We start from the raw sequence: 18,857 nt of genomic DNA, 5'->3' as shown, positions 1-18,857 counted from the left end.
ACCCTTGAGCTTAACGTTACGTAAAGGTATATGATGAGTAATGTCAAGGAGGGACGACGATGGTATACACTGTAAGTCAACTGGCGAAATTATCTGGTGTGAGCGGCCGCACATTAAGATATTATGATCAAATTGGATTGTTAAAACCGGCACGGGTGAATAATGCCGGCTATCGCTTTTATGGTGTCAAAGAAGTGGACTTATTACAACAGATACTCTTCTTCCGTGAATTAGAATTTAGCCTTGAAGAGATACATGCGATTATCCACCAGCCGGATTTTGACGAGACAGAAGCATTAAAAAGCCATTATGAAAAGTTGCAAAAGAAACGTGACCGCCTTGACAATATTATCGCAACCGTTTCTAAAACGATTGCTGCAAAAGAGGGTGAAATGGATATGCCGAATGAAGAGAAATTTAATGCCTTCAAAGAGAAGATGATAGAAGAGAACGAGCAGAAGTATGGAGAAGAAATCCGCAAAAACTATGGGGAACAGACAGTAAATAAGAGTAATTCCAAATGGAGAGGGATGTCTGAAGAAGATTTCCGGGCAATGAGTCAATTAGGTGAAGAGATTTTTATATTACTAGAGGAAGCTGTTAAGACAAAAGATCCTGCTTCTGACATTGCGCAAGAACTCGCAGCAAAGCATAAGGAATGGCTAATGTATTCATGGACATCTTATTCAGAAGAAGCGCACAATGGCCTCGCAGAAATGTATGTTGCCGACGAACGATTTACTGCTTATTACGATAAACAGGTAAAGGGCGGCGCTCATTTTTTACGGGATGCTATATTAGTCTATACAGGGAAAAAGTGATGACCTATAGAACCAGTAGATGCAGCTGCATCTACTGGTTCATTTTTTTACATAAGCTATTGACATTAAGGCCTTTTTGATGTATTATGATCTATGGCATTTTATTTTCTATACCACGAATAGCCCCGGAAAGTTACTCGTGTTAGAATATAAATCGGACAAAATTAGACTATGGGAATTATAGATTTAGGAGGTAAACCAATTATGCGCACAACTTTCATGGCAAATGAAGCGAATATTGAACGTAAATGGCTTGTTGTAGACGCAGAAGGTCAAACGTTAGGTCGTTTAGCAAGTGAAGTTGCTTCAATCCTTCGCGGTAAGCACAAACCAACATATACACCGCATGCTGATACTGGTGATCATGTAATCATCATCAATGCGAACAAAATTGAATTAACAGGTAAAAAATTAAGTGACAAGCTTTACCGTCGTCACTCTAACCACCCAGGTGGATTAAAAGAACGTACTGCAGGCGAAATGCGTGAAAAATATCCTGAGCAAATGTTAGAACTAACAATTAAAGGGATGTTACCTAAAGGAAGCCTAGGCCGTAAAATGGGTAAGAAATTACACGTATACAGAGGCGCTGAGCATAAACATGAAGCACAAAAACCAGAAGTTTACGAACTTCGCGGATAATTAAAAGGAGGTCTATATAGTGGCACAAGTACAATACTACGGCACCGGACGCCGTAAAAGTTCAACTGCTCGTGTACGTTTAGTACCAGGTACTGGACGTATCGTTGTAAATAACCGTGATGCGGAAGATTACTTCCCATACGAAACACTTCGTACAATCATTAAGCAGCCATTAGCTGCTACTGAAACAGAAGGTAGCTATGATGTATTAGTAAACGTTCATGGTGGAGGTTTCACTGGCCAAGCTGGTGCAGTCCGTCATGGTGTTTCCCGTGCATTATTAGAAGCTGATCCAGAATACCGTTCTACTTTAAAACGTGCTGGATTCTTAACTCGTGACGCTCGTATGAAAGAACGTAAGAAATACGGTCTTAAAGGCGCTCGTCGTGCACCACAGTTCTCAAAACGTTAATATATCAATGTTCAAAGCACCTTTTCCACTTTGGATTAGGTGCTTTTTTCATACTTAAAATTGGTTTGTGACTATATTTTGACTCCAAGTTGGTTCCAAACAACTTGAATCTTATAAAGCATTTAACAGATTTAAAGCATCGGTATCCTGCTGGTGCTTTTTTTATGGCATTCATTCCAGATAATAATTTTGTGATGGTTTGAATATTAATAGGATCTAATCGCTTTGATAGATATGCCATATCTATATCCTGAGCAATAAAAATATTGCATGATTGTCTCCTAAACCTTGAAATATCGTTACTTTAATGTCCAATTTCGCAGGCTTTATTAAAATGTAGTTTTGGTAGTATGATTATTAGAGGTAATGTATTATATAGACTATGGGTTCATTACATATTAACGTGTGTTTATTCAATGAAATTCTCGAAGCTTATTGAACTACCGGGAAGGTTAGTTAAAGAAGGCGTACTGAACAAATCATGTGAGTAGTTAAATTCTATATTAATTAAACAAGTATTCTGAATTCGTCGAATGAGCAACTTGTCTTTAAGTATAATATATAAATTTCATAATTACTAATAGTGGCTAAACGTTTTTATTTGGATTCTTTATTTTGAAAATGAACGATTTTCCCCAGTTAGTCGTATTACATATAGATTATTATTGTATGGAGTAGATCTCATGGATGAAAAGGATTTAATTCGAAAGGCGAAAAATGGAGATACATTGGCGCTTTCGAAACTGCTACAACAGAATTATTCGTTCCTCGTAAAGTATTTAATGAAAGTTACCCTTCATCCCCAAATCGCAGAAGATTTAACACAAGAGACAATGATGAAGTGTATTGAAAAAATCCAATTGTATAATGGTGAATCCAAGTTTTCCTCATGGCTCATCACCATCGCAACGAATCTGTTTATTGATCAACAGCGTAGAAAGAAGCGGGAGAAAAACTGGCTAGAGCAGGAACAAGCGCTCCGAAAAGTGAAATGGAATGCAGCGAATATGAACGAAGAATGGAATGATGTACTTGATGTACTAGCTCAAATTAATGAAGAAATACGTATGCCAATCGTGTTAAAGCATTATTACGGATATTCCTATCAGGAAATTGGAATAATGATGGGTATTGCAGAAGGAACAGTAAAGTCTCGAGTTTCAAATGGTCTCAAAAGTGTACGAAAGGAGTTGGCTGATCTTGAAGGAGAATGATTCTAAAAATAGTAATTCTATGTTGGATGAGGAAGATGAATTAACGGTCAAGCAATTAATGGATGGTTTAGAGAAACTGGATCAATGGAATCCAGTATCTACTCCAAACTTACAATGGTTTCAACAGAATGTTGAATTAGAGAAAAAAAGAATACGAAAAAAACAGTGGAAAGACCTCCTTACATTTGTCTCTGTTGCAGTATTTGTGCTTATAGTTGTGATTGCTGTCGTTTATCGTCAGCCAATTCTTTTTCTTTATTTTCAGCTTGTGGGGATTATCTTACTGCCATTAGTTCTTAACAAAACTAGAAAGAAGGTCAGTAATGAATGAACTCAAACGAACTAAGTAACATACAGCTTTGGCTATGGGTAGTGATTGCAGTCATTCTGATTTGCCAGAGCTCATGGATGTTCTGGGATGCACGGAAGAGGGGACACAACGCTTGGCTATGGGGCCTTTTAGGTCTTATTCAATTTCCAACTTATCTTATTATCTATCTTATTTTTGCAAGGAAAATATTTAAAAGAAAAATCTCAGGATCAAATTCCTGAGATTTTTTTATTTATTTTTTCGTGAGTGAACGATTAGACGAACGTAATCGTATTAAGGGTAAATAAACAATCAGGAGGAGGAAAAAATGAATGAACTGTTAGATGGAATCCCATGGGGAGCAATTGCGCCAATTTTTGTCTTACAATTAATTCTTATGATTACCGCATTAGTTTCTTGTATTAGAGAAGAGAAAACGAATGGACCAAAATGGTTGTGGATACTTATTATTCTCTTTATTAACTTGTTAGGACCAGTGCTTTATTTCGTTGTTGGAAGGAGAAATGATTAATGAAGTTATTAAAGGCAAGCAATTTATCAAAAAGATTTGGAAATACGGATGCTGTTAAAGGAATTGATTTTCATATTGAAGAAGGCAGGTGCGTTTCATTACTAGGACCAAATGGAGCAGGAAAAACAACGACATTAAAAATGCTATCGGGATTATTAGAACCGACTTCAGGCAGTATTGATTTTAAAGGGGAAAAAGCAAAGGATTTAAGGCAGTTTATTGGGTACTTACCTCAATATCCTGCTTTCTATAATTGGATGAGCGGAAAGGAGTTTCTTGTTTTCGCAGGACAATTAGCAAAGCTGAATCGTAAAGAAGCAGAAAAAAGTAGTGAAGAATTACTTGAACGAGTAGGCCTGACAAATGCGAAGAAAAGAAAAATAGGGGGTTATTCTGGTGGAATGAGACAGCGCCTTGGTTTGGCACAGGCACTAATTCACCGTCCGAAATTACTTATTTTAGATGAGCCTGTTTCAGCACTCGACCCACTTGGGAGACGGGAAGTGTTGGAAATGATGAGAGAGATTAAAGAGGAAACAACCATTCTCTTCTCCACTCATGTCCTTCACGATGCAGAAGAAATAAGTGACGACATTCTTATTATAAATGCCGGGGAAATTGCGATATCAGGAAGCCTGGGGAGTGTAGTGGGAGAGTCTCGACAACCTATTATACAAATTGAATTTGAATCACAGCCTGCCGATTGGCTAAAGAGCATAGCAAGTTATAGCTTTGTATCTGAAGTGAACATTCAAGGTAACAAAACCAATATCGTATTAAAAGATATGAAAAATGGGAAGCATGCAATATTAAAAGATATCGTGGATAGAAAACTTCCGATTCGTAAGTTCGAGACTGCTCAAACAACATTAGAAGATTTATTTATGAAGGTGGTGAAGGCATGACACAATGGACTGTTCTTTATCGAAAAGAAATGCTGGAAATGGCGCGAAATTATAAGGTTTTATGGATTCCTATTGTCTTTGTTTTGCTCGGTGTCATGCAGCCGGTTAGTTCCTATTATATGCCGGAAATTTTGGACACTTTTGGCGGTCTTCCGGAAGGTACAATCCTTGAAATGCCTACTCCAACTGGGGAAGAAGTATTAATGCAAGTTCTATCTAATTATGGGCTGCTTGGTGTACTTATTCTTGTTTTGAGTGCTATGGGTGTCGTTTCAGCAGAAAGACAGAGTGGAGTAGCCGGTATGGTCATGATAAAACCAGTTCCATATTCCTCATATATATTATCGAAATGGGCTGGGCTATTTACAATTACACTCATTTCATTGTTTATCGGATATGCAGTTTCTTGGTATTATACGAGTTTACTCATTGAACCAGTCGCTTTTGAGCGTATTTTTCAAAGTGTAGGGATCTACAGCATATGGTTAGTTTTTGTTGTTACATTGACACTCTTTTTTAGTACGATAATGAAAGGAAATGGCAGTGTCGCTTTTGTTACAATTTTTGTGGTCTTTGCCCTTTCGACGGTTACATCCATTCTAGGAAAGTATATGAAATGGAGTCCGGCTACAATGACTGAGCACACAGGACAGGTCTTGTTGTCAGGAGAACTAGATTCCAGTTTCTTGCTAGCTTTTATTACAACTATTGCTATTATCATCGTCATTCTCCTCTCATCCATCCAATTTTTTAAGCGAAAAGAGCTATTGGAATAAGAAGGTATCCTTTCTGTGTCTTCTTTTTTTATAAAGGTTATGAAACACTTCACTTAAACTATAGGGGCTTTGCTTCATATGCTCCCATGATTAAAAGACTTTAAATTTACACATAGCAGTGGAATATATTAACAAAGTGTATTCAATACACTTAGAATTTCTCAAAACGTTAATTTTCAATATTATACAGACTCTTTTACTATTCTTGGAAAGAGTCTTTTTGTATACTTACAGATATAAATGTAATGAAAGATAGTATGGAGGTAATGATGGATAAAGACAAAATTTTGCAAGAGACGGAGAGAATGGTGAAAACTGTTTTAATAGATGAGAAATCTGGTCATGATTGGCTACATATTAAGCGAGTAAAAGAAACGGCGCTGGAGATTGCTTTAAAGGAAGGGGCAGATCCCTTTGTGGTAACTCTGGCTGCATTATTGCATGACTTAGCTGATGAGAAGATTGTTGAGAGTGAAGATGAAGCTTTAGTTGACATTAAGAATTTCCTTCTGAAATTAGGTGTAGATACATTGGACATTCAGCATATTCTTACAACTATCACAACGATGTCATTTAAGGGAGGAAATAGTCCGCCGGTTGAAACCCTAGAAGCTCAAGTAGTACAGGATGCAGACAGGCTTGATGCAATGGGAGCAATAGGCATTGCGCGCTGCTTTATTTATGCAGGGAAGGTTGGCAGTCCAATTTATGATCCTCAATTAGAGGTTAGAGACCAAATGTCTATCGAGGAATATAGAAACGATAAAACAAGTGCAATCCATCATTTTTACGAAAAACTGCTAAAACTAAAGGATCTGATGAATACGAAAACAGCAAAAGAATTAGCAACCTCACGTCACGAATTTATGGAAATGTTTCTGGAACAATTTTACCACGAAACTAGAGAACGAAGACGATAGAATAAGACTGGAAATATTTCAGTTAGGGTCTCGCTATAAAAATAAGTATTATTAAATCGGCATTAGACCAGAGCATATTTGTTTGAAGAATCTAGTTATAAAAAATATTTATCGAAACCATTCGGTTAAAAGAATCATTGTAATAAATCCGAAAATGAATGCAATTGTAGCAGTTCGTTCATTTCCATCACCATGGCTTTCCGGAATTAGTTCTTTGTAGACAACAAAAAGCATGGAACCAGCCGCAAAAGCTAGTCCAAAAGGGACGATATTCTCAAAGGTACTACCAAAGAAAATACCGACTAATCCGGATAGCATTTCTATCATTCCAGTTAGGCTTGCGAGAAAGACAGCTATTAATGGCTTAATATTCTGGGTAACCAAAAATAAGGCTACTAAAAATCCGTCTGGAATATTCTGTAGTCCAATCGCAAAAGCAACAAGTGAGCCTGCACCTTCTTCGTTATGATAATTACTAATCCCGACAGATAAACCTTCCGGCAGGTTGTGGATAGACATAGCGATAAGGAACAAGAATACTGCTCTTGGATTTGCTGTTGAAGGATCTTTAGAATGGTCTAGATCAGTATGTGGGATAAGGCTTTCTATCATTGTAAGGACAAAAGTACCTACTAACATGCCGATAACCAGAACAGAAAGGTTGGAAAGTTTAATGGCAGAAGGTATCAAACCATAGGCTGATGCTGCGACCATAATTCCAGCTGTATATGCCAGCAATGTATCTTTTCCTCTGTGTGAAACGTTTTTGATTAATAAAACGGGCATGGCACCAAGGCTTGTACAAAGTGACGAAATAATAATATGACTTAATGACATCTAAATCCTCCATCAGAATTTGGTGTTAGTAATAGGGTATCTAGATTAATCTATTATTCAACCGCTCATAATATGTTGACTTTGGAAAAGATAAATAAAACACGAAGAATGTCCCTAACGAACGATTTCTCTATAAAGGGATGTTTATAATTTTTAACCACGTGGTAGAAGTAGAAGTGTAAGGTAAAAAACACCAAACTATTTTATAGAGGAGTGTTCTTAAAAATGGCAAAGATAGCAACAGTTATTACAGACTATTTTGAAGATGTGGAATATACAGATCCGGCGAAAGAATTTAAAAATGCAGGACATGAAGTAGTAACAATCGAATCAGAGCAGGGAAAAACGGTTAAAGGGAAACAAGGTGATGCTACTGTAACAATTGATAAAGGGATTGATGATGTTTCACCAAATGACTTTGATGCATTATTTATTCCAGGCGGGTTTTCGCCAGATATGTTAAGAGCGGATGACCGATTTGTAAGGTTCGCTAAACATTTTATGGATGAGAAAAAGCCAGTACTTGCGATTTGCCATGGTCCACAGCTATTAATCACTGCAAAAACATTAGAAGGTCGTGACGTAACAGGCTTCAAATCTATCCAAGTTGATTTAGAATACGCTGGCGGTAACGTACATGATGAAGAAGTTGTCGTTTGTCAAAATCAGCTAGTTACAAGCAGAACGCCTGATGATATTCCAGCGTTTATTGAAGAATCGAAGAAAGTATTGCAATAAAAGATTAATAGTAAGCATGTAACCTTTCCAGATAAAAAGTTAATTCAGATAAGAAAGAATCACCAGTAGAATTGGTGATTCTTTCTTTTGTTTGCATGAATGAATGATGGAGGGAGACGATCCAAGTAAAATTATCTTATAACATAATAAATGAACAATTATTACAGGACAGAAAAAACCGTTATTGTATATAAATTGTACGATCGGTTAGTTGTTAGCGTTTTCATTTGTGGTTATGCTTAATTAGTAAACAATTTCTGATAGGGAGGGAGGGGCGGAAGTAATATAAAGCTATCTTTCCAGTCTGAATATTAACTACTTAAGAAACTATTTTAATGAAAACGGAGGGATAAAATGAAGCGTCTTTTTTTGATGGTGTTTTGTCTAATTGTTTGTTTTTCCATTTGGCCAGCATATAGTCCAGCTTCTTTGGCTGCTGAAGAACCAGAACTTTTGGCATTTCCAGGTGCAGAGGGGTTCGGCGCCTATTCCACTGGTGGGCGAGGGGGTGAAGTGTATCATGTTACAAGCTATGATTTGACTGGACCTGGAACTTTTCATGATGCACTCACAACAGCAGGAGATACTCCTCGAACAATTGTATTTGAAATATCAGGTGAGATTACAATCCCGCAAATTATTGTTAGAAATAAATCCAATATTACGATAGCGGGTCAAACTGCACCTGGGGATGGGGTGACAATCCGGGGCAATAATATTCGTTTCATTGACAGTCATGATATTATTATACGCCATATGCGTTTTCGCCTAGGGAAAAATGACTTTCAGGATGATGCCCTTTATTTTGAAGATTCTCAAAATGTCATCATCGATCACTCTTCGTTTTCTTGGGGGACAGACGAAAATTTGTCTATCCTAAGTAAAAATTACGAAAACCCCAAATCGAAAAACATAACTGTACAATGGTCGATAATTTCAGAAGGCCTTTTGACACATTCAATGGGTGGACTCATTGAGATGAATACGATCACAATGCATCATAACCTTTATGCCCACAATAATGATCGAAATCCAAAAACAAAAGGTCAAATCGATTTTGTTAATAATGTTATCTATAACTGGGGTGGTTATCCTTATGTAGCAGGTGGTGAATCTGGGACAAAGGGATATGGCAATGTTGTTGGGAATTACTTTATTGCAGGTGTAAATTCTGCTAATCCAGATTATGCAGTAGTCCGTGGAAATGAAAATTACAGCTTATACCTTCAAAACAATCGTATTGACAGTAATAAAAATGGTATGTTGGATGGAACAGATACGGGAACAGGAATGATGGAGAAGGAGAGGCCTAGCGTTATTGTCGATAAACGCTTTGAATATCCTTTGACCAATATAGAAGAACCGGAAGAAGCATATAAAAATGTTCTGGGATACGCTGGGTCATCCCTTGTTAGAGATAGTGTAGACCAGAGGGTAATATATGATGTTAGAAATCAAACGGGTGCTATTATAGGAAATGAGGCTGACGTTGGCGGGTATCCCGTTTTAGAGAAAGGAACGGCTCCTAAAGATACGGACAGGGATGGAATGCCTGATGAGTGGGAGCTGGCAAATGGACTTCATCCAGAGAACCCTGAAGACAGAAACGGAGATAATAATGGGAATGGTTATACGAATTTGGAAGAGTACTTAAATGAATTAGCTGCACCAACTTTCCCGGAAAACTATCCTATGGAACCCCCTGTATGGAATGAAGCTCCTTTTGTTCCGCCAGTAGACCCAGAGCCAGAACCAGAGCAAGATCCTAAACCTAAACCAGTAATGGATGGAGAAATCGTTAAAAATGTAGTTATTAATGATAATAGTAGCAATGGTACGGAGAATGCGACTAAATGGTCGGTTGAAAGAAGAATGGAAGTGGGTGATCTTGTAGCTGGGGACAGGGTCTCTGGAAGCAGTATATATCGATTTACCTCCATTCCCAATGAGTTACAAGGAGTGGAATGGATTCGATCTGCGGTTAATTCGAGAAGTGCCACAAATGATGATTTGGTCTCCTTTTATTTAGCGGCAGATGCATATGTATATGTGGCCCATGATTCACGAATAAGTCCAAAGCCAGAATGGTTAGCCTCAGCATATGAAAATACCGGTCAAACAATACAAGATGACCAGCCAGTAACATATGAGCTTTATCGAAAGTATTACCCAGCAGGCTCTCGTGTAGTAATGGGACCGAATAACAATAACAAACGAATGAACTATTTTGTCTTGGTGCAACAAGCTGACAAGCAACAATCGCCAGCAGATCGCCCTTCTGAATTGGAAGCAGAAGAAGGTGCAGAAGAGGTTTCTTTAAATTGGCCTTCAGTTGATAGAGCGACAGGATATTTAATCTACCGTTCTTCTTCAAAAGATTCGAACTTCCGAGTAATCGCAAGTACAGAAACAAATAAATTTACAGATAGCACAGTTGAATTGGGAGTGACATATCAATATCGAATTTCTGCAATAAATTCAGGCGGAGAGTCAGCTTTATCTGATTCAGTGGAGGTCTTTTTCTATGATCCAGATGAATCAGCACCTAGTGCACCGAATGATGTCACAATAACAGAAACAAAAAGCATTACAGTTGAGTTAGATTGGACACCAGTAAAAGGAGCAATTAGTTATAGTATATACAGATCCACCGAACCGAATGGGAATTTTGCCAAAGTAGCTAACACTATTTCTACAGCTTATACAGATAAACCTGTTGCACCATCCACTACTTATTATTATAAGGTATCAACAACAAGTATCGGTGGAGAATCGGAAATGTCTGACCAAGTCAGTACAACAACGAAAGAAGCAATCAGTTTGCCTGGAGTACCAAAAGGCCTTGGAACAGGAGAAGTTAGCACGGATGCTTTTGAGATAAATTGGGAGCCAGTTGCAAATGCGGAGAGCTACGATATTTATCGAAAGGCAAACGAAGAGAATGATTATAGTAAGATAGCCAGTATCGATACTACCTCTTTTAATGATACGAGTGTGAGTGTCAGTCGTACAGGTTATAGTTACAAAGTACGTACAGTTAACGAGATGGGAGCGTCTAATCTTTCTGAAGAACTAAATGTCGAAATGCCAAAACCTGTTGCCCCATCTGATTTGAAGATCACTCTAGCAGGAGAGAATTTTGTTGGATTGGCCTGGGACTCTCACGGTGGTGCTAATCAATATAACATTTATCGTGAAGCAAATGGAGAGGTTACTTATATAGGTTATGCAAAGGTAGATACTTTCTATGATCGTACAGCAGAACCTGGAGTTACTTATACGTATTTTATAAAGGCGGAAAATGCAAGCGGCGAATCACGAGAATCCAACTCGGTAAATGCAACACCAGGATATATGACTGCTATAAATAAGTACATGCAACAATTTAAAAAATCTGGTGACATGACTGTTCCGGCATTTTCCCAATTAACCAATACTCTAAAGCAAGTTGATCATCATCTGAAGAAGGACTCGATCAAACAAGCAGGCAAATTTCTATCTAAATATATCGCTCAACTTGATGAGCTGAAAATCAAAGGAAGTATTTCGCCGTTAGCTAAGGCGCTATTAACACATTACGCTGAATTGTACCTTGCGGATATGAACGGTTAATTGATCAAAAGGTTGTCCACCCTGTTTTCGTTAGTGGAGACAGGGGTGGACACATTTACTAGTTCACTAATCGCACTTATGCATTAAGTTCTTCTGTTTCCTTTTTCTTTCTCTTCCTTAGCGTATGTTTTGTTCCCCAATCATGCATTGCCTCTAAAATCGGCTGCAAACTTCTTCCATACTCAGTAATCGAATATTCCACTTTCGGCGGAACTTCAGGATAAACTACTCTCTCAACAATATCTTCTGCTTCTAATTCTCTTAATTGTTTAGTTAACATTTTTTGTGTAATCCCGGGCATACTTCTCCTAAGCTCATTAAAACGCTGGGTCCCATGATTTAATAGATGAAGCAATATAATTGGTTTCCATTTTCCGACAAGTATGCTAAGAGCGTCTTCTACACGACAGGCATTTGGCTCATATTTCATTTATTTTCCCTCCTTGCAGTATCTTTTAGGATACTATATATCTTTTAAGTGCGTACTTCCAATTATTATATATATGTTTCATAATAACACATATAAAGGATAATCATGAGAAGTTTTTGAAAAGAAAGGTTGTGCAAAATGGAACAATTTCGTGTCAATCCAAACAAAGGATTAGAATTTGGTTTATATACATTAGGTGATCATCTGCCGAATCCGGCAACTGGTGAGAGAATCTCAGCAAAGCAGCGATTGGATGAAATTATAGAATTAGCTAAGTTAGCTGAAGATGCTGGAATTGATTTTTTTAGTGTTGGGGAAAGCCACCAGGAATATTTTACGACACAAGCCCATTCCGTAGTATTAGCTGCTATCGCACAAGCAACAGAAAAAATAAAAATTGCAAGTTCATCAACGATTATTAGTACACTAGATCCGGTTAGAGTTTACGAGGATTTTGCAACAATTGATTTGATCTCAGGAGGACGTACTGAGATTGTTGCAGGAAGGGCTTCACGTGTCGGGAATTTCGAATTATTAGGTTATGATCTGCAGGATTATGAGGAGCTGTATGAAGAAAAGTTTGATTTATTGCTTCAGATCAATAAAGAAGAAGTGATTAATTGGAATGGTAAATACCGTGCACCATTAAGAGATGCGAAAGTCCTGCCACGTCCATTAAATGGTTCAATGCCAATTTGGCGTGCAGTTGGCGGCCACCCATCAAGTGCAGTCAAAGCAGGGTATGCCGGTGTGCCTATTTTCTTAGCATCATTAGGTGGGCCTGTGTCCATATTTAAGCGAACAATAGATTCTTATCGGGATGCACTTAAGGAAGCGGGTCATGATCCGTCCCAATTCCCTGTCGCAACGGCTGGATTTTTCTATTTAGCGGAAACAACTCAACAGGCACAACGAGATACGTATCCATCTGTCAATGAAGGGATGCAGCTTACGAATGGCCGAGGTTTTCCAAAGCAGCATTTTGCCCAAGGTGCCAGCCCGCGCGATGTAATGAATATTGGTAGTCCCCAAGAGGTTATTGAAAAAATCTTGTACCAACATGAAATGTATGGCCACCAACGCTATATTGCCCAAATGGATTTCGGCGGTATCCCTTTTGAAAAATTAAGAAAGAATATTGAATTAATTGGCAAAGAGGTATTGCCTGCAATAAGAAAATATACAGCAAAGCAGGGGTGTGAATAGAATGAAAGTAGTCTTTCTGTCTGGATCAATCGTTGGGTCTAAAACAAAAACAGCGATTAACTATGCAAAGACAAAGTTAATGGATGCATATCCCGAAGCAGAAGCAGAATTATTAGATTTAGCAGAATACGATGTCCAGTTTAGCGATGGGCGACACTATCTAGATTATAATGGCGATACTAAATACGTAACAGAGACACTTATGGGGGCGGATGTCCTTGTTATTGGTACACCAATATTCCAGGCATCACTACCAGGAACACTGAAAAATGTATTTGACCTACTGCCGGTAAATGCATTCCGGGATAAAGTTGTAAGTATGATTGTTACAGCTGGTTCTGCCAAGCATTATTTAATACCAGAACAGCAATTAAAGCCAATTCTTGCATATATGAAAGCGCAGATTGTACAAACATATGTCTTTATTGAAGAAATAGATTTTCAACATAAAGAAATTGTGAATGACGATGTTTTATTCCGTATGGACCGTTTAGTGGAAGATACCATCGTTTTAGCGGAAACATATCAGAATATTAAGAAGGCAAAAGAAGAAGCATACGATTTTTAAACATGTCCTTGTGATTTATTGGCATAACCGTTTTGCTTGTCCCATATAGTTAATTAAGAATTGCAGTTTGGGAGGAGAAGCGGTATGCCACGTAAGTTTAAAATAATTTTGTGGTTATCAGGCCTTTTTATATTAATTATATTGATTCAATATCCAATTCAGAAAACGATTGATTCATGGCAAACATGGTCATTACCACTCGCAGGAAAGACAATAGTGCTTGATCCGGGTCATGGTGGAGCGGACGGTGGTGCCGTTGGGTCTGATAAAACACAAGAAAAAGAGATTACTTTAACGGTCTCTAATTTGCTTAAAGACTATCTGCAGCAAGCAGGTGCTACGGTTTATATGACCCGTGATGGTGATTATGACCTAGCGGCCGAAGATACAAGGGGACTATCAAAAAGGAAAGCGGAAGATATTCAGCAGCGAGTAGAGTTTATTAGTGAAAAAAAAGCGGATTTCTTCCTGAGTATTCATCTGAATGCATTATCAGATGGAAGATGGAAAGGTGCACAAACATTTTATTACCCTGGGAGAGAAGAAAATGAACAGTTGGCTAAGTTCGTTCAGGCGGAAATTATCCGAAATCTAGAAAATACAAAAAGAGAGGCATTGCCGATTCACCAGATTTTTGTTCTAAAATATGCGGAGGCCCCAGGTGCGTTAGTGGAAATTGGTTTCTTATCTAATGCAGAAGAACTTGATTTATTGAAATCTGATGAGTATCAACGCAAGATGGCGGCAAGCATTTATGAAGGGATATTAAGGTTCGTAACAGAGAAAACTGAAAAAGGAAATGAAACGAATCAGTAAAGCATCCCGCTTAGTTTATAGAAAATTTATGTTATACTAGCAAATAGGAAGACAAGACTAAAATTCGAGGTGACCTATTTTGCTTACGGAACAAAATGTTATCGAACTTTTACACAATATGAAAGATCCGTTTTTACATCAAACTTTTAAAGAAACGGAAGGTATTGAGGAAGTTTCGATTAAAGCAGATAAAAACCATGTCAGTGTTAAGTTAGCAATTGCTAAAACAAATACAGGGGAGCAAATGCAACTTCAGCAAGAACTTGTAGGTGCTTTAAAACAATTGGGAGCAGCAACAGTGGGATTGCGATTTACTCAATTATCTGATGAAGTGATTGCTAAGTTTCAGCCGACAAAAGAGGAAGACCCTTCATTATTAAATGAACGTTCGAAAACAAAATTCCTGGCAATTGCTAGTGGTAAGGGTGGTGTTGGTAAATCAACTGTCACTGTTAACACTGCAGTAGCTCTTGCGAGATTAGGGAATAAAGTCGGGATTATTGATGCCGATATTTACGGCTTTAGTGTGCCAGATATGATGGGTGTAGAGGAACGACCGAAATTAAAAGGAAATAAAATTGTCCCTGTTGAACGATTTGGGGTAAAGATTATGTCGATGGGCTTCTTCGTTGAAGACAATTCACCAGTTATTTGGCGGGGGCCACGCCTAGGTAAAATGCTTGCAAGCTTCTTCAAAGAAGTTGAATGGGGTGAACTGGACTATCTTTTATTAGATCTTCCTCCTGGTACTGGTGATGTTGCACTGGATGTTCATAACATGATCCCAAGTTCAAAGGAGATCATTGTAACCACACCACACCCGACAGCCGCATTTGTCGCAGCACGAGCAGGGCAAATGGCAATTAATACAGAGCACGAAATCTTAGGTGTAATTGAAAACATGTCCTATTTTGAAAGTAAAGTAACAGGGGAGAAGGAGTTTGTCTTTGGTAAAGGTGGAGGAGACAAATTAGCGGATGTATTAGATACAAAAGTTATCGGACGTCTATCTTTACAACAGCCATATGAAGAGCAAGGTATATTTGCTCCGTCTGTTTATCAAGAAGAGCACCCAAACGGCCAAGAATATTTACAAGTTGCGAAACAAATTATGGAGAGATTATAAAAGGAAAAAGTCTAGCGGTGTATGGTAACGCTAGACTTTTCTGTAACTAAATATACTAGCTGCCTTGTTGTTCTCCTTGCGATCCGCCTTGATCTTGTCCACCTTCTTGTCCGCCTTCTGATCCTCCTTCTCCTGAACCGCCACTACTTGATTGACCGCCACCACCGCCTTCTCCACTAGGTTTCATCTCTTGTGCCGCATTCATTAAGAGTTCGGCAATTTTTGCTTGGAAAATTGGGGAACTAAATGTTTCATTCATTAACTTTTCCAGATGTGAGCGGAATTCTTGGCTTTTTAATACGGTCAACGTTTGTTTTTCCATATCTGGGTTGCTGAATATCTCTATTAATTTTGATTGATATTCAGGATCACTCATCAGTTTTTTTATTACTTTTTCCTGTTGGTCTTGTAAAGCTAATGAAAAGGACTCGACAAACTTAGGGTCTTGGAACATTTTATTCCAGTATTCTTTCCCTTTATCTGAAGAGAGTGCACTCTCTACTGAATCTTTTACTACCTTTGCATCAATAACGTATGTTTGTTGCATATCATCACTTGTAAGGACTTCTGTAATAGCTTTTTTTCCTTCGTCTGTCTTTAAAATATCTGCAACCATCTTTTTCGTGCCCTCATAATTTCCTTGTTCCTGACCTTCACTATTATTACCGCCACCGCCACAAGCTGAAAGCAAAATCAGCATTGTGAGCAGATATATATATATATATTTACTCTTCATACATAACGCTACCTTTCTGTATGTCAATTCTGTGTACTAATAATATGGAACTTATTAAATTTTATATGTATGAATAGCGCAAAAAAAAATCGTTCATGGTAAAATATTTGGAGGAATGGAAATAGAGGTAGGAGGATTTGTCTTGAAAAGCCGTAATGTTGTTCGTTTGTTCTTTTCTACATTATTATTAGGGGGAATTTCAACCTTAATTACTAGTTTTTTTGTAAAGAGTGATGCATATGCTCAATTTATGAAGCCGTTTGATTGGTTTGAGATATTAGGTTTAGTAATATTTTTCCTAGCACTGGGCTTTGTGTTCAGTTTAGTTAGTCAGATGGGTTACTTTGCGTATTTAACAGTAAATCAGTTTGCACTAGGCATTTTTAGAAGTATATGGCCAATGCTGCAAATTGTGCTTATTGTCTTTGCTTTATTTGATCTTGTTTATTTTCGTTATAAATCCGTAGAAGCCGGTTCGATTGGTATATTTTTGATAACCGCAATCGCTCTGCTTGTATATGGGTTAGTGATTGCAGCAATTAAAGCAAAGGAAACAAGTAAAAAAGCATTTATTCCGGCATTATTCTTTATGGTCGTCGTTACAGCAATCGAGTGGGTGCCTGGGCTTAGAACAAGTGGCGGAGATTATGCATGGTTAATGATTGTTCCGCTTATTGTCTGTAATACATATCAATTATTAATATTACACCGGTTAACCAATGATAAAAAATAGACCTTTCAAACAGGTCTATTTTTTATTGGATTTCAGTTCTTGTTGTGAACCTTCTGCGTGTGTAATTAACTCAGAGACCGTTAAAATGTCTAACTTCCGCTGCTTTATTTCAGGAATTACTATAGCTAATGCTTTGTCCGTTTGTCTTACTGAATCAGACGCATGTAACAAAATAATAGCACCATTTTCAACATTCGATAAGATATGGTCTGTAATAACTTCTGTTCCGGGATTCTTCCAGTCATTTGGATTGATACTCCAATGTATCATTTTTAATCCTTGATTCTCTATTATCTGCAGCATTTCTTTATTTAAATAACCATTTGGAGAGCGGAATAGATAAGTATCCTCGTAGCCTAGCTTACTGAAGGTTTCTTTAGCTTTTGCAATATCTTGTCTGATTCTTTCAATGTTTTGTTCTTCATATGGGGAATAACGATACCCTAACATGCCTACTTCGTGTTTTGCTTCTTTTATTTTCTCTAATAAATCGGGGTGTCGCTCTGCCCATTCCCCACTGACAAAGAATGTAGCGATAACATTAGACTTAGCTAATTGATTGAGGATGGGTTCTACTTGTTCAGAGCCGTGACTGATATTAAAAGTTAGAGCAATTGATTGGTGATCCTGATTACCAGTGCTTAACGCTTTTGGCTCGTCCTGATTAGAGAAAACAGTAAAAGAATAGTTAGTTCCGAGAAATAAGAATATGGCAGCAAATAATGCTATCGGTAATATGAAAAATAGTTTTCGTTGTTTTTTAATATCTACTATATAAAGTCGCCGCATTTGCTTCCTCCTTTATTTTAGGCTTGTTTCATTTTATGAAGAGTTATTAAAAGTTATGATGTCTAATTATGTTTATTTTTGATAAAAAGAAGGAATACAGGTAATAGTAATTATGTAGTAAGGTCGTGAAAAGTAAGGGAGTGATAGGTATGTTAGGATTATTAATAAACGACAAAGAACAGGTTGAATTAGAATTTGTAGTTAAAAGAGAATTAGAAGAATTACTATTTGATCTAGAGGATCACCGTATTGATCAGCTAGTAAAACAATCAATGCGTGAAAGATATAAGGTTCTTTTTCAATTGTTAAGAAGAGTGGCATCAGAAGAAGAGATAAAAAAGTATATTCCTAAGCAAGTAAAGAATGAATATTAATTTGCAAACTATACCTGATAAAAATTGCCAGGTATAGTTTTTTATTTTTTTTAGAAAACCTCTTGTCTGACTCTGTAATTTATGATATATTATTTTTTGTCGTTAAGAAATAACCGATTAAAGCTTCATAAATGCTTAGTAAAATAAGCGATAAAAAAGTTCAAAAAAAACAATTGACAACTTTTGAGAAGCATGATATATTATATTTCGTCGCAAAAAACGACAAACATTGATCATTGAAAACTGAACAAAACAACCAGTATGAAATAAATTGTAAGAACAAGCTAGCTTTTAGAAGCGAGCGGATCAAATTAGCACATGAATGTGCAATTTTTATTGAGAGTTTGATCTTGGCTCAGG

At 37.4% G+C, this 18,857-nt stretch carries 21 protein-coding genes; 17 read left to right on the top strand and 4 right to left on the bottom strand.

Annotated elements, in window-relative coordinates:
- Positions 1–59: 59 nt before the first annotated feature.
- The 9 genes from ACFOY7_RS18055 to ACFOY7_RS18015 all read left to right on the top strand — a co-directional run bounded on the left by ACFOY7_RS18055 (position 60) and on the right by ACFOY7_RS18015 (position 6,532).
- Positions 60–821: a MerR family transcriptional regulator gene (locus ACFOY7_RS18055; RefSeq protein WP_390254212.1), complete on the top strand. Its 762-nt coding sequence runs from the start codon at positions 60–62 to the stop codon at positions 819–821.
- 204 nt (positions 822–1,025) lie between these two features.
- Positions 1,026–1,463 carry a 50S ribosomal protein L13 gene (gene rplM / locus ACFOY7_RS18050; protein WP_390254210.1) on the top strand — a complete coding sequence of 146 codons (438 nt, stop codon included), beginning with the start codon at positions 1,026–1,028 and terminating at the stop codon, positions 1,461–1,463.
- 19 nt (positions 1,464–1,482) lie between these two features.
- Positions 1,483–1,875, top strand: coding sequence for a 30S ribosomal protein S9 (rpsI, locus tag ACFOY7_RS18045; RefSeq protein ID WP_390254208.1), 393 nt, complete (start codon positions 1,483–1,485; stop codon positions 1,873–1,875).
- Between the two features lie 683 nt (positions 1,876–2,558).
- On the top strand, positions 2,559–3,089 hold the full coding sequence (sigY, locus tag ACFOY7_RS18040; protein WP_390254206.1) for an RNA polymerase sigma factor SigY: 531 nt from the start codon (positions 2,559–2,561) through the stop codon (positions 3,087–3,089).
- Positions 3,076–3,420: a YxlC family protein gene (locus ACFOY7_RS18035; protein ID WP_390254205.1), complete on the top strand. Its 345-nt coding sequence runs from the start codon at positions 3,076–3,078 to the stop codon at positions 3,418–3,420. Before sigY ends, ACFOY7_RS18035 begins: the two co-directional genes overlap by 14 nt.
- Before the next feature lie 307 nt (positions 3,421–3,727).
- Positions 3,728–3,931, top strand: a complete 204-nt coding sequence (locus tag ACFOY7_RS18030; protein WP_390254203.1) for a PLDc N-terminal domain-containing protein — start codon at positions 3,728–3,730, stop codon at positions 3,929–3,931.
- Positions 3,931–4,836, top strand: coding sequence for an ABC transporter ATP-binding protein (locus ACFOY7_RS18025; protein WP_390254201.1), 906 nt, complete (start codon positions 3,931–3,933; stop codon positions 4,834–4,836). The genes ACFOY7_RS18030 and ACFOY7_RS18025 overlap by 1 nt, the downstream gene beginning before the upstream one ends.
- Positions 4,833–5,612, top strand: a complete 780-nt coding sequence (locus tag ACFOY7_RS18020) for an ABC transporter permease (RefSeq protein ID WP_390254199.1) — start codon at positions 4,833–4,835, stop codon at positions 5,610–5,612. The genes ACFOY7_RS18025 and ACFOY7_RS18020 overlap by 4 nt, the downstream gene beginning before the upstream one ends.
- A 245-nt stretch (positions 5,613–5,857) precedes the next feature.
- On the top strand, positions 5,858–6,532 hold the full coding sequence (locus ACFOY7_RS18015) for an HD domain-containing protein (protein ID WP_390254197.1): 675 nt from the start codon (positions 5,858–5,860) through the stop codon (positions 6,530–6,532).
- 108 nt (positions 6,533–6,640) lie between these two features.
- On the opposite strand, the gene ACFOY7_RS18010 is transcribed toward ACFOY7_RS18015, so the two are convergent.
- A complete protein-coding gene (locus tag ACFOY7_RS18010; protein ID WP_390254195.1) occupies positions 6,641–7,369 on the bottom strand; it encodes a ZIP family metal transporter in 729 nt (242 codons plus the stop codon).
- 225 nt (positions 7,370–7,594) lie between these two features.
- Here ACFOY7_RS18010 and ACFOY7_RS18005 point away from each other — a divergent pair, with 225 nt between their 5' ends.
- Positions 7,595–8,107: a type 1 glutamine amidotransferase domain-containing protein gene (locus tag ACFOY7_RS18005; RefSeq protein WP_390254194.1), complete on the top strand. Its 513-nt coding sequence runs from the start codon at positions 7,595–7,597 to the stop codon at positions 8,105–8,107.
- A 354-nt stretch (positions 8,108–8,461) separates the two neighbouring features.
- Positions 8,462–11,719, top strand: a complete 3,258-nt coding sequence (locus tag ACFOY7_RS18000) for an FIMAH domain-containing protein (RefSeq protein ID WP_390254192.1) — start codon at positions 8,462–8,464, stop codon at positions 11,717–11,719.
- Positions 11,720–11,795: 76 nt separating this feature from the next.
- On the opposite strand, the gene ACFOY7_RS17995 is transcribed toward ACFOY7_RS18000, so the two are convergent.
- Complete coding sequence (locus ACFOY7_RS17995) at positions 11,796–12,149, bottom strand: winged helix-turn-helix transcriptional regulator (RefSeq protein WP_390254190.1); 354 nt, start codon at positions 12,147–12,149, stop codon at positions 11,796–11,798.
- Positions 12,150–12,287: 138 nt separating this feature from the next.
- On the opposite strand from ACFOY7_RS17995, the gene ACFOY7_RS17990 reads away from it, so the two are divergent.
- From ACFOY7_RS17990 to ACFOY7_RS17975, 4 genes are all read left to right on the top strand, one after another.
- A complete protein-coding gene (locus ACFOY7_RS17990; RefSeq protein ID WP_390254188.1) occupies positions 12,288–13,355 on the top strand; it encodes an LLM class flavin-dependent oxidoreductase in 1,068 nt (355 codons plus the stop codon).
- A gap of 1 nt (position 13,356) precedes the next feature.
- Complete coding sequence (locus tag ACFOY7_RS17985; protein WP_390254186.1) at positions 13,357–13,923, top strand: NADPH-dependent FMN reductase; 567 nt, start codon at positions 13,357–13,359, stop codon at positions 13,921–13,923.
- An 84-nt stretch (positions 13,924–14,007) separates the two neighbouring features.
- Complete coding sequence (gene cwlD / locus ACFOY7_RS17980; RefSeq protein ID WP_390254184.1) at positions 14,008–14,739, top strand: N-acetylmuramoyl-L-alanine amidase CwlD; 732 nt, start codon at positions 14,008–14,010, stop codon at positions 14,737–14,739.
- Positions 14,740–14,818: 79 nt separating this feature from the next.
- Positions 14,819–15,865 (top strand): P-loop NTPase, encoded by a 1,047-nt coding sequence (locus ACFOY7_RS17975; protein ID WP_390254183.1) that lies wholly within the window; start codon positions 14,819–14,821, stop codon positions 15,863–15,865.
- 55 nt (positions 15,866–15,920) lie between these two features.
- Here ACFOY7_RS17975 and gerD read toward each other — a convergent pair whose 3' ends face one another.
- Positions 15,921–16,601, bottom strand: coding sequence for a spore germination lipoprotein GerD (gerD, locus tag ACFOY7_RS17970; protein ID WP_390254181.1), 681 nt, complete (start codon positions 16,599–16,601; stop codon positions 15,921–15,923).
- Positions 16,602–16,743: 142 nt separating this feature from the next.
- On the opposite strand from gerD, the gene ACFOY7_RS17965 reads away from it, so the two are divergent.
- Positions 16,744–17,334 carry a KinB-signaling pathway activation protein gene (locus ACFOY7_RS17965; RefSeq protein ID WP_390254179.1) on the top strand — a complete coding sequence of 197 codons (591 nt, stop codon included), beginning with the start codon at positions 16,744–16,746 and terminating at the stop codon, positions 17,332–17,334.
- A gap of 15 nt (positions 17,335–17,349) precedes the next feature.
- Here the strand turns inward: ACFOY7_RS17965 and ACFOY7_RS17960 are convergent, their stop codons facing one another.
- On the bottom strand, positions 17,350–18,123 hold the full coding sequence (locus tag ACFOY7_RS17960; protein ID WP_390254177.1) for a polysaccharide deacetylase family protein: 774 nt from the start codon (positions 18,121–18,123) through the stop codon (positions 17,350–17,352).
- A gap of 149 nt (positions 18,124–18,272) precedes the next feature.
- Between ACFOY7_RS17960 and ACFOY7_RS17955 the strand changes: the two genes are divergently transcribed.
- Positions 18,273–18,497: a hypothetical protein gene (locus ACFOY7_RS17955; protein ID WP_390254175.1), complete on the top strand. Its 225-nt coding sequence runs from the start codon at positions 18,273–18,275 to the stop codon at positions 18,495–18,497.
- The last annotated feature ends 360 nt before the right edge of the window (positions 18,498–18,857 follow it).

The organism is Gracilibacillus xinjiangensis (assembly GCF_042651765.1).
GTDB lineage: Bacteria > Bacillota > Bacilli > Bacillales > Amphibacillaceae > Gracilibacillus > Gracilibacillus xinjiangensis.
The sequence above is the reverse complement of the archived record's forward strand: the minus strand, read 5'-3'. Positions and strand labels throughout refer to the sequence as shown.